7 protein-coding genes are annotated in these 11,700 nt (G+C 55.5%); 1 reads left to right on the top strand and 6 read right to left on the bottom strand.

The genetic code is table 11. The features are described 5' to 3' along the window. Positions 1-4: 4 nt before the first annotated feature. The 4 genes from ACAW75_RS16540 to ACAW75_RS16525 form a co-directional block, all read right to left on the bottom strand. A complete protein-coding gene (locus ACAW75_RS16540; protein WP_370729851.1) occupies positions 5-2,176 on the bottom strand; it encodes a carbohydrate binding family 9 domain-containing protein in 2,172 nt (723 codons plus the stop codon). A 70-nt stretch (positions 2,177-2,246) separates the two neighbouring features. Then, a complete protein-coding gene (locus tag ACAW75_RS16535) occupies positions 2,247-3,731 on the bottom strand; it encodes a circularly permuted type 2 ATP-grasp protein (protein ID WP_370729850.1) in 1,485 nt (494 codons plus the stop codon). A 198-nt stretch (positions 3,732-3,929) separates the two neighbouring features. After that, a complete protein-coding gene (locus tag ACAW75_RS16530) occupies positions 3,930-6,887 on the bottom strand; it encodes a TonB-dependent receptor (RefSeq protein WP_370729849.1) in 2,958 nt (985 codons plus the stop codon). A gap of 194 nt (positions 6,888-7,081) precedes the next feature. After that, positions 7,082-7,822, bottom strand: a complete 741-nt coding sequence (locus ACAW75_RS16525; protein WP_370729848.1) for an SOS response-associated peptidase — start codon at positions 7,820-7,822, stop codon at positions 7,082-7,084. A gap of 182 nt (positions 7,823-8,004) precedes the next feature. On the opposite strand from ACAW75_RS16525, the gene hslU reads away from it, so the two are divergent. Next, a complete protein-coding gene (gene hslU, locus ACAW75_RS16520) occupies positions 8,005-9,432 on the top strand; it encodes an ATP-dependent protease ATPase subunit HslU (RefSeq protein ID WP_370729847.1) in 1,428 nt (475 codons plus the stop codon). Between the two features lie 129 nt (positions 9,433-9,561). On the opposite strand, the gene ACAW75_RS16515 is transcribed toward hslU, so the two are convergent. Both ACAW75_RS16515 and ACAW75_RS16510 read right to left on the bottom strand, forming a co-directional pair. Continuing rightward, positions 9,562-10,821 carry a sensor histidine kinase gene (locus ACAW75_RS16515; RefSeq protein WP_370729846.1) on the bottom strand — a complete coding sequence of 420 codons (1,260 nt, stop codon included), beginning with the start codon at positions 10,819-10,821 and terminating at the stop codon, positions 9,562-9,564. A 7-nt stretch (positions 10,822-10,828) separates the two neighbouring features. Then, the gene (locus ACAW75_RS16510) at positions 10,829-11,593 is read right to left on the bottom strand and encodes a LytR/AlgR family response regulator transcription factor (protein WP_370729845.1); all 765 of its coding nucleotides are present in this window, start codon (positions 11,591-11,593) and stop codon (positions 10,829-10,831) included. Positions 11,594-11,700 lie beyond the last annotated feature (107 nt).

The raw sequence follows: 11,700 nt of genomic DNA, 5'->3' as shown, positions 1-11,700 counted from the left end.
GGCACTACACGTTCCACCAGTAGGTCAGCTTCATCACCAGCGCACGGGTTTTCACGGCGAAATTGTCGGGCAGGTAATTGTCGGTGTATACGATGAACAGGTCGGACGCTGGTTTGTAGCGCCATTGTAGCCGGGTATTCAAGTTCACGTTTTTGATCTGCTCATTATACTGCATGAAGGCCGTCAGAAACAGCTTGTTCGTCATGGTCAGGTCGAGGCGGGGGCCAACGAGCCAGAACTGGGTAAGGCCCGATAACGCGGGGAGGTCGATTCGGTTGTAGTTGGCGCTGAGGGCGAGGCTGGCAAACGGTTGTATCCGGTAGCCCAGATCGGCGGTCAGGTTCAGGCGAGTGCCGTTATCGTAAAAACCACCGTAGCGCGAGGTAAAGCCATACGTAAACAGCTTCTGTGGTTGCGAGATGAACTCGGTCCCCCAGGCCTGCCAGTGGTGCAACGTACCTGCCATCAATTGCGCTTTGCCTGAATTGGTGGGATCGAGGTTGGTTAACAGACGCACGAAATCAGTGGCCGTCCAGGCGTTGAACGTGATGCGGTTACGAAACGTGATGCCGTACGATAGCCAGTGTTCGTTGTCGAGTTGCCGCGACAGACCCGTATTCATAAACGTCGTACTACTCACCGTTGGCCCGTGGCTCAGGATCGATGTACCCGTCGGAAAGAACAGGTAACCGGCCTGAAGCGCCAGTTTCTGGTAGCCGCGCCGGGGAACGTACCCAACTTCGGGATTATACTCTTCGCCCACATATTCGTGTTGTCCGCTTACCAGCCAGCGCCGGTTGTTGAATTGCAGGTTACCCGCCAGCACGTTGTTATTGGGTGTGCTTCCCGGCGAAAATGATTGCAGGTACAATAGCTTACCCGTCCATAAATTATTGGCCGACAAGAGGTTGTACTCGGCGCCGATGTTCCGGTTGTATTGTGAATAGGCCGTGGCGCCATCGGCCGGTACGTAATCGAGCGATTGTTTATTGACAAACAACAGGCCGATGTTCGACCGAACGCCCACGCGTCGTTGCAGGGCGGCTACGGTAAAATTCTGACGAGGCAGGGCCGTCGCCGGTACGTCGCCGGTCTGCATCTGCATCAGGCCAATCCGCCAGTCTTTGTTGAGTTTGCCGCTTACCCGTGCGCCATACCGGATAGGCACGCCAAGCCCGATTCGGCGGCTGAAAAAGGGCCGGATGGTGGCGTAGCCGAAGTTGGCGAACAGGTCGCCGTTTTCGAGAAAGAATTGCCGCCGTTCCGGGAAGAATAGCTCAAAGCGATCCAGATTGGTTACCTGACGGTCTACTTCTACCTGCGAAAAATCGGGGTTGATGGTCAGGTCCATGTTAATCGATGAGGTCAGCGCAATTTTGGCATCGCCCCCAAACGCCACCTGACCGGCGTTTACCTCCGGGTTGTTAAAGTCGCGTACGCTACTGGCCAGCGCATACGGAATCAGCGATACGTTGGGGCCCGCCGATGGGGGCGGCTGATCCCACACCAACGTACCTGTGTAGGCAAGCGAGGCCGTAGGAAACTGGCGCGGAATGGGCGTCCAGGCTGATTTTTCGGTGCTGGTCAGGTCTTGCCGACTGAAATTGAGGCCCCACCGGCCAACGCCTTTTTTGTAACGAATGGTCTTAAAGGGAATGGCCGCTTCAAACACGTACCGGTCGTCGTAATTCTTTACGGCCGACGTCCATTTATTATCCCAGCTCAGGTTGATCTTATTGCCGTCGTACATCAGGCCATCCCACTGCGCGCCGGCGGCATTTACCCCGAAAGCGAAGCCGTTGGTCTGATCGTCGAACGTATCGAGCATCAGGAAGAAGTTGTCATTTTTGCCGAAGTTCCAGTCTCGCCGCAGCGACTCGACCATATAGGGTTGCCCTTTCGGAAAATAACAGACGGCCACCACGTAGATCGTCTGATCGTCGTAGGTCATCCGCACCTCTGTCTGCACCCTGGCAAGACTGGTGTCCATGGGGAGCACCATCCGAAAATCAGCGGCCAGTTGTGCCTGCTGCCAGGCCGGTTCGTCGGCCACGCCATCGATCCGAACAGGTGAGGTGGCACGCCGCATGGCGTATTGAAATGAGTCGTTTTTTTTCTGGGCAAGTGCCGGTAACGTAACCAGGCCGATAACTAGCAATAACAGTAGACGATTCACAGGGAGAATATTCAGGTTGATATTCGTCAACGAAAGTACGCCCGTAAATCGGTCTACCGTTTTAAATGACTCAATAAAGCACCCAGGTATCTTTACCGCCGCCGCCCTGCGATGAGTTCACCACCAGTGAGCCTTTGCGAAGCGCCACGCGGGTTAGCCCGCCGGGAATAACGTTGATCTGATCGCCGTAGAGGATGTATGGCCGCAAGTCAACGTGGCGTCCTTCAGCCTGACCGTCGATGAGGCACGGCACGCGCGACAGGGAGATCGTTGGCTGGGCAATGTAGTTGCGCGGGTTCTCCTTGATCTTCCTGCGGAACAGGTCGTGGTCTTTTTTCGTGGCTTTAGGGCCGATCAGCATTCCATAGCCACCTGCTTCATTGGCCTCTTTCACCACCAGATCGGCAATGTTGTCGAGCACATAGTCGCGGTCTTCCTCTTCGCCGCAGATGTATGTGCGCACGTTCTGGATCAGCGGTTTCTCGCCCAGGTAATACTCGATAATTCTGGGTATGTAGGCGTACACCACCTTGTCGTCGGCCACGCCGGTACCAGGTGCATTGGCCAGCGCCACACGCCCTTTTTTGAACACGTCGAAAATACCCGGAACACCAATCAGCGAGTCGGGATTAAAGGTATTCGGGTCAAGGAACGTATCGTCGATGCGGCGGTAAATGACGTCGACGATCTGGAAACCTTTGGTCGTGCGCATCTTGACGTACCCACCCGATACCACCAGGTCCCGCGCATCGACCAGCTCGACACCCATTTGCTGCGCCAGATACGAATGCTCGAAATAGGCTGAATTGTATACGCCGGGCGTCAGTACCACCACCGTTGGGTTGGGCCGGTCGGCAATGTGCTGCAACATCTGCAAGAGCCGCGTCGGGTAATCAGAAACAGGTCGTACGCCGGTGTTTGCCAGCACTTCGGGAAACGTTTGTTTGGTCAGTTCCCGGTTTTCGAGCATATACGATACGCCCGACGGGCAGCGCAGGTTATCTTCCAATACCATAAACTCACCATCGTCGCCCCGGATCAGGTCAGTACCGGTTATGTGGCACCAGATATCTTTGGGCGGCCGCACCCCCAGGCAAGGCTCCAGAAAACATTTACTCGATTCAATTAACTCCCTCGGCACCACGCCATCTTTCAGCACCCGTTGTTCATTATAGATATCGTGAATGAACAGGTTGAGCGCCTTGATGCGTTGGATCAGCCCTTTCTCCATCTGATCCCATTCGGCGGCTTCGATGATGCGCGGAATGATGTCGATGGGCATGATGCGTTCGGTGCCTTCGCCTTCCGAATAGACGTTGAACGTAATCCCCATGCTCATCAGGGCCCTTTCAGCCGCCTGCTGCCGGCTGACCATGTCGTGGCTGGACAGTTGCTCCACGCGTTTCCGAAAGGGAACGTACCCATGACGAACCTTCCCATTGTTACCAAACATTTCATCAAAGAAATTTTCGGTCTGGTATTCATTGAATGAGAAACTGGCCGAAGCGGTACTCTGAGATTGCTTCATGCCATTGAGCGACTGACGTTGTTTCATACGAGTGAGGTCAATTCTGTGATCTGGCAAACAAGATAGCGACCAAAGCCGGCAAATGCAGAATTATGACCAATAGACACCAGGAAAACGGCAAATATTCATAAGACGGCTGCTATAAAAAGAAACGGGCTTTGCTTACCGACAACCTGTGTCCGTGAGCAAAGCCCGTTGGTGATTTATACGGTACGCGCGTGGTGCTTACCTTGGCCTGCGACCACCGCCACCGGCTGGCGTCGTTGTGGCTGGTGTGGCTGCCGGTTGTTGCTGACCACCGTTGTCACCGCCCCCGTCTTTCACGTCGTCGTTGTTAACCGACCGTTTGCGCCGGTTGCCCCCGTCGAAGCTGAGTTTGCCGAAGCGATAGCTGAAGTTGGCCCGGATACCTGCGTTGAACAGATTCTGGAGGCTATACTGCGAGAACACGGCTGAACTGGACTCCGACCGTTGGGTGAACGGGTGGTTGAAAATGTTTTCACCGGCAATACCGAAGCTGCCGCGCTTTTCATCGAAGTCATGTTTTACGCCAAAGCTGTAGAACATGAACCCGCCCTGGTAACCCTGCAATTGCACCTGCCGACCCCGCGCAAACATATTCGCCTGAACACCCCAGTTCTTTTTCAACTGAAGGCTGGCGAAAATACGGCCCGACACCACAAAGCCTGAGTTGCGAGCCTGCAAGGCCGGATTGGGGCTATTGTTCGATAGGGTTGAATAGTAGACGTCGCCACCGCCACCGAGCTGTAGTTTCGAGAATAGCGTTGCGTTACCGAAGATGTTGATACCGTAGGAGTTCTGCTGGCCAATGTTGGCGTAGCTCGATAGCAGCACGTTCTGATAAACAGGGTTGGTGACATCGCCAAAGGCGCGGCGCACGGTATCACGAACACTTTCGATCGAGTTGTTGGTGAAGCGGGCAAACAGCGACGTGTTGATGTACACCTGCTTGATGGTGGTGCTGGTGCTGAACTCGAAATTATCGGTTAGCTCTGGGCTCAGCAGCGGGTTACCCCGGGTGATGTTCAGGGGGTTGGCCGCATTTTCGTTCGGGTTCAGGAACTGGATACCCGGACGTTGCAACCGGCGGTTATACGCCAGCTTTACCGTTTGGCCTCCTTTCAGACTTTTCGAAATATTGACGCTGGGCACCAGGTTACCGTAGTTCGGAATATCAGCTACCTGCGAGGTCAGGGCGTCGCCGGTGGCTGAGCGGAAGCTGGCGTTGATAAACGTGTATTCGTAGCGGGCACCTGCCTTAATGGTCATTTTACTTTTCGAGCTATAGGTGTAGGAGAGGTACCCCGCCGTTACGTTCTGATTGTAGTCGAGGCCGTTGGGCTGGCGATTCGGGTTGTTGGTAAATCCGCCGGTTTCCCCCGCCGCTATCAGATAGGCGTAGTCGCTGGTTACCTGGCGCAGAATGCCTTTACCACCTACCTCCAGCAACTGGTTGGCTTTGATTGGCGTCTGGTAATCGAGCTGGATCGTCGATTCCTGGTTGCGGCTGGTGTTGTCGTTTCGTTCGCGGCTCAGGATGCTCTGCGCCAACTGGCTATCAAAAATATTGGCGGTGAAGTTGTTTGTCCGGTTGTTCTGGCTGAACAGGGTCAGAATGCTCAATTCCTGCTGCGGTTTATACGTCTTCGTGAAATCGAGGTTCACGTCTACCGTTCCCGAAAGATCTTTCACGTCGACATCGCGTACGCCAACGGTGGTGCCGCTAGGCAGGTACGTTGTCGTGGTCAGGTTATTCTGGAAGTTCATCTGGTTCCGGGCCCCGTAGCGAACGCTGGCCGTCAGCGCCGTTGTCTTGTTGATGTCGTAATCCCAACCCAACTGGTACTGACCAAACAGCCCCTGGTTGCGGGTATCGGCGGTTTGGGTAGTCAATACCGTACCAGCCGTTTGGCGGTTCTCGAAACTCCCCCTGATATTATACTGCGACCGGCCGAAACCGTTCAGCGAGAAGCCCATCTTGCCCGTGCGCAGGTTGCCCTGCAAACCGAGGTTGGCACCCCGGTTACCCACGCCCGAATCCAGATTCAGCGTGAAGCCCTGTAGGTTATTCTTCTTGGTGATGATGTTGATGATACCAGCCGACCCTTCAGCATCATACTTGGCCGATGGGCTGGTGATCACTTCCACACTCTTGATCATGTCGGCAGGAATCTGCTTCAAGGCATCGGCCACACTGCTGGCTACGATCGTGCTGGGCTTGTTGTTGATCAGTACGCGCACGTTGCTGCTGCCACGCAGGCTCACGTTGCCATCCAGATCGACGGTCAGCAAGGGTACTTTCCGCATGATGTCGGTAGCGTCGCCGCCTTTCGAGGTCAGGTCCCGCTCGGCGTTATAAACCAGGCGATCCACTTTTTCTTCCACAATGGCAGCCTGCCCCGTTACCACTACCTCTTTCAGATTGCGTACTTCAGGAGCCAGCGAGATGGTGCCCAGATTCACATCGGCTCCCCGGGCTTCGACCACCACGCGGGGGACAATCTGATTGCGATACCCCACGAAAGAAACCAGCAGCCGGAACGTACCTGATACGACCCGGTTCATGCTAAATCGGCCCTGGGCGTCGCAGACGGCCCCGTCGACCGGGCGATTGGTGGCCGTGTTGACCAGCGCCACGGAGGCAAATTCAACAGGCTGTTTGGTGAGTGAGTCGATAACAATACCGGACACCTTACCATTGCCACGCGGAATGTCTTCGGCACCCGCTACGCCCTGAGCAGGGGGAGCCTGCCGGGGCTGGCCATTACCAAAACCCGGGCTGGCTGGCGCAGCAGGTGTGGTTTGTGGCAGTGCGGTTGTCGATGTGCCATCTGTTGTTGTACCAACGGCTGCCGGTGCGCCGGTGGTGCTGGCGGGGCTAGCGAGACTCACGCTGGCCGGAGCCGCTGAGGTAGCCTGCCGACGGGTGGTGTCGGTGATGGTAGTATCTACGCCGGGGAGCCCTTTCACCGGAGAGCCCGCTGATGGCAGACCAAGCACCGAGGGGCTGGAGTCTACGGGGGCAGTGGTGCCACTAGCTGGCGTGGTCGACGCGGGCTGTGAACTGCTGCCTGGTAGAGAAGGAGTCTGCGACTGAGCGTTTTGTAGCTGAAAGGTGAGTAAACAAACGCTGAGCAAGGCAGAAAGTATTCGCTTTTTCATAAAAATTGGTTGTATCGTCGAGTAGGACAACAGGCTATTAATCACTTAACTAAATAGAGGACAAACCGGCTGATGGGTTGCGCGGAAATGCCACAAACTGCAAAGGTAAACCGGGTTTGTGCCGACGAACAGCGTGGTCGACACATTGACGCTGTTCCTTACGGAGTGGCCCATTAGTTGGATAGGCGGTCATTTTACGCCACTAATCCGCTTGCATTACTCAGCTCGGGGTACGTGAACGGCGCCAGTACCTCAGGTACGTTGCTGGGTTCTGTTCGCGACGTAATGCGTTTGCTGATCGACTGGCTGTGCATTTGTTTCGCCGGATACGTTGTTGCCAGCAAGTGCAGGGCGTCGCGTTCGGTCAGCTCATCGTGCAGCCAGGTACGTTCGGCGTCGGGGGTAAGCACGCAGGGCATCCGTTTTTTCTCGTTATGCACTGCCGCCAGCAGCGAATTGGCATCGGTGGTCAACAGCGAGAAGGTGGTGAGCACTTCGCCGGTGTCGGGGTCGGCCCATTCGTCCCAAAGGCCGGCAATGCTGGTGATGGGTTGGTCGGTGGTGAGGTAGAACGGGTACTTCTGTTTACCTTGCGTGTACCACTCAAAGAAGCCCGTGACGGGAATAAGGCAGCGTTTTGCCTGTTTCGCCGCCTGCCGAAACGAGGGCTTTTCGTAGATCGTCTCCGACCGGGCATTGATGGTTTGGGCCCGTAATTTGTCAGCTTCTGCTTTGGTTTTCACCCAGTGGGGAATGAGCCCCCAACGAATGGCCTGAAACTGGTCGGGTTGCTGGTGGGTCAGTACAGGGTAGGGCGGAAAGCTATAGGCGTTGATGTGATAGGCTGGCGCCACCGCTATGGAGCTGGGCATGGTGGCCTTGAAGCGTGCTTCAAGCGCAGGGGCATCGGCCACTAAGGACGTATGGAAACACATAGGGGATGGCGTTTAGAGTAAACAATGACCATGGCTCGTCGGGCATCGACTGGCCTGCCGAATAGCCAATAAACCACAACTGGCTAGAGGGCAATGAATGTTTTTTTGCACCATTTACCGGTTCCTGTGTTATTTGATCAAGCGTGATAATCGGAGGTCAGCTCCTGTCTTATTAGTTATCCATGTCAGAACTCATTCGTGACCTTACACCCCGGCAGATCGTTGCCGAACTAGATCAATACATTATCGGCCAGCATGAGGCCAAACGGAATGTGGCCATTGCTCTCCGTAACCGCTGGCGGCGAATGAACGCCCCGGCCGACATGCAGCGCGAGATTACGCCGAACAATATTCTGATGATCGGGGCTACGGGCGTGGGGAAAACCGAGATTGCCCGTCGGCTGGCGAAACTGGCCGATGCGCCCTTCGTGAAGGTCGAAGCCTCGAAGTTCACGGAGGTTGGGTACGTTGGCCGCGACGTAGAGAGCATGGTCCGCGACCTGGTCGAGCAGGCGGTGAACATGGTACGGACCGCCAAAAAAGAGGCCGTGCAGCTTCGTGCCCAGCAGATCGTGGAAGATATCATTCTCGATATCCTGATCCCACCCGTAAAAAGCGCCACCGGTGGAAACCAGCTCGGATTTTCCAGCGATAAGAGCGGCCAGAACGGCGACGGGATGCCCGACCCACATCAGGGCGATTCCGATTCGGAACTGAACGAACGTACCCGCGAGCGGTTTCGCCGGAAAATTCAGTCGGGTGAACTCGACGACCGCAAGATCGACATTGATGTGCAGCAGAATGCCGCGCCCAATATTGGGGTGATGGGCGGCTCGATCGATGAACTGTCGATGATGAACATTCAGGAAATGATTGGCGGCATGATGCCCAAAAAAGGCAAAAAGCGCAAAGTGACCATCGCTGAAGCCCGCAAGATCATGCTCGACGAAGAGGCGGCCAAGCTCATCGACATGGATGAAGTGAAGGAAGAGGCGATTCGTAAGGCGCAGAATACCGGCATCATCTTCATCGACGAGATCGACAAGATCGCCGCCAGCCGGTCGGGTGGTTCGGGCGGGCCGGATGTGAGCCGTGAGGGGGTGCAACGCGATTTGCTGCCCATCGTGGAAGGCTCGTCGGTGAACACCAAATACGGTGTGGTGCAGACCGACCATATCCTGTTTGTAGCAGCGGGAGCTTTCCACGTGGCCAAACCGTCGGACCTGATTCCTGAGTTGCAGGGCCGCTTTCCGATTCGGGTCGAGCTGCAAAGCCTGTCGGAAGACGATTTCTATCAGATCCTGCGCGAACCCAGAAACGCCCTGACCAAGCAGTATGAAGCCATGCTGGCGGCCGAAGGGGTCACGCTCTTCTTCACCGACGAGTCGTTGCGCGAAATGGCGCGTATTGCGTTCGAGGTCAATGCCGAGGTCGAGAACATCGGTGCCCGGCGGCTGCAAACCGTGCTGAGCCAGTTGCTCAACGAGTTCATGTTCGATATTCCCGACAGCATCCCGGCTGGCTCAACCGTTGACGTAACGAAAGAACTGGTGCAGGAGCGATTAAGTGGCCTGGTGAAGAACCGCGACCTGAGCCAGTATATTTTGTGAATGAGCGAAGGGCATGGGGCGGGGGAGTTTGCGGCCTGTAGTGTAGCCCCAGCGGGGCGTAACGTCGGTAGAAAATCGGGACATTACGCCCCGCTGGGGCTACACTACAGGCCGCAAAACCCCCCCGCCCTAAAACCTCACCGTCACCGTGGTGCCGTTGCCGGGGGCGCTGTCGATGAGCAACTCGCCTTTATTGAGCCGGACAAACTCGCGGCAGATGTCCAGGCCCAGACCGGTACCGCTTTCGCCCAGCGTACCCCGTTCAGATGCCAGGGCTGAGGAGGATGCCAGCTTTTCGGGCGACATCCCGATGCCTGAGTCCTGAATCGTCAGCACGGCACGGCCATTTTGCTGACCCGTGCTGAGCCGGATGCGGCCTCCCGGCGGGGTAAACTTAATGGCATTGTGCAGCAGGTTGCGGGCCACAATGTGAAGCTGCTGTTCATCGGCCGTAACCGGGGCTGGTTCATAGCGGCTGTTCACCGTCAGTTGCTTTTGCTGGATGGCGCTGCCGAAGAGCTGATGCGCGGCCTCGATAGCGACCGGCAGATCGAAGGAGGTGGGCCAGCTACGAAGCGTACCCCGCTGTAAGGTCGACCAGCTCAGGAGGTTATCGGTGGTGTTGTAGACATCATCGGCCAGTTGCAACATACGGGTGTAGCGTTCATCAGGCCCGGCTGCCGTTGTCTGTTCATGGGCCAGGGCCGAGAGCTGTACCTTCAGCGCGGCCAGGGGACTGCGCAGGTCATGCCCAACGATGGCAAACAACTTGTTTTTTGTGCTGTTCAGGGCCGAAAGCTCCTCGTTTTGATCAATAGTCAATTGCTGTATATGCAACGCTGCCTGTCGGGCAATATGTCCGGCGTAGATGATCGTGATAAACAGCAGTGCCCCATTCAGCAACTGACCAACTTCGAAAGGCAGCGGTACGAAATGGAAAATTAATAGCCTGGCGGCCAGGTAGCTGATAGCCATGAATGTCGACAAAAACCACGATGACTTCCGATCCAGTAAAATAATGGACAAGACCCCGATCACCATAAAATGCAGTTCCAGGTGCACGTCGGCATGCGCCATCAGCCGGGCGTAAAAACCCCGAACGGTACTGATATACGTAGCTCCCAACAGATACCACGAAGCCAGGTAGAGCTTATACCGATAGGTGAGCCAAAGGGTGGGCAGCAGGTAGGCCGACAGGGAGAACACACTGGTGAACGCCCGGTCATAGTGTTGGTAGGCTATGTTGAAAAGGATAGACACCAGCCCCATCAACAGGCCAAACCAGCCAATGTTGAGCAGCGTAATGAACCGGACCCGATCAACGGTAGGGAGCGCATCAAGCCCTTCTTCGGGGACCAGCCGCGCCCATAAGCGGGATAACCAGCGCATAGGGTGATCAGTTTACGCCCGTACTAATACCCAGCGACTGCATTTTCCGGTGTACGATAGGATGGTAGGTAACACCAATCGGCAGTTTGACCGTTTTAACCCAGATCTGTTTCGACTCCAGCCGTTTCAGGTGATCGATGTTGATAATGTACGATTTATGGATGCGGATAAAGCGCTCTTTCGGGAGTTCATCGGTGAGTACGGAGATGCGTTTATTCACCGCGAACATACCTTCACTGGTGTACATTTTGGTGTACAACCCATAGGCCTCCATGTACAGAATATCGGTATAGGCAAACCGCTGGAGGCGGCGGCCCGATCGAAAGAAGATTTCATCTTTTTGCGGGGGGGTGGGCCTGGGGTCAACAACCGTTGTCGACGACTGAATACGCTGTAGTACCCGGCTCACGGCCCGCAGAAACCGATTGAAATCGTAGGGTTTCGGTAGAAAATCAACAATGTCCAGATCGAAGCAATCGATGGCCAGTTCATGATGAGCCGACGTAACAATGACAGCCCGTGTGTTGGCGTTGGGCCGGGGCGATGCCTTGAGTAGATCCAGCCCATTCATATCGGGCAGACTAAGGTCTAAAAAAACAATATCGACCGCTGTGGTAGCCATGACCTGCAACGCTTCCATGCCGCTGGCACAGAGCCTGGGCTCGGCCAGAAACTGGACCTGTGCGATGTAGTTCTGTAGCTGCCCGGCGAAGATAGGCTCGTCTTCAACGATTAGCGGGGAGTAGGTTACCTTGGGGGTAAGTTCGTTCATGAGGCGGTAAAGAGTACGGTGAGAAAAGGATTTTCAAATATCGTGCTAAAGTACTTTTACCGTAGATACAGGGTAGTGGCAAAAGAAGTAAAAAAAGATATGATGAG

The sequence above is a fragment of the Fibrella arboris genome (assembly GCF_041321095.1).
Lineage (GTDB): Bacteria > Bacteroidota > Bacteroidia > Cytophagales > Spirosomataceae > Fibrella > Fibrella arboris.
This window is presented reverse-complemented; position numbering and strand designations above follow the sequence as displayed.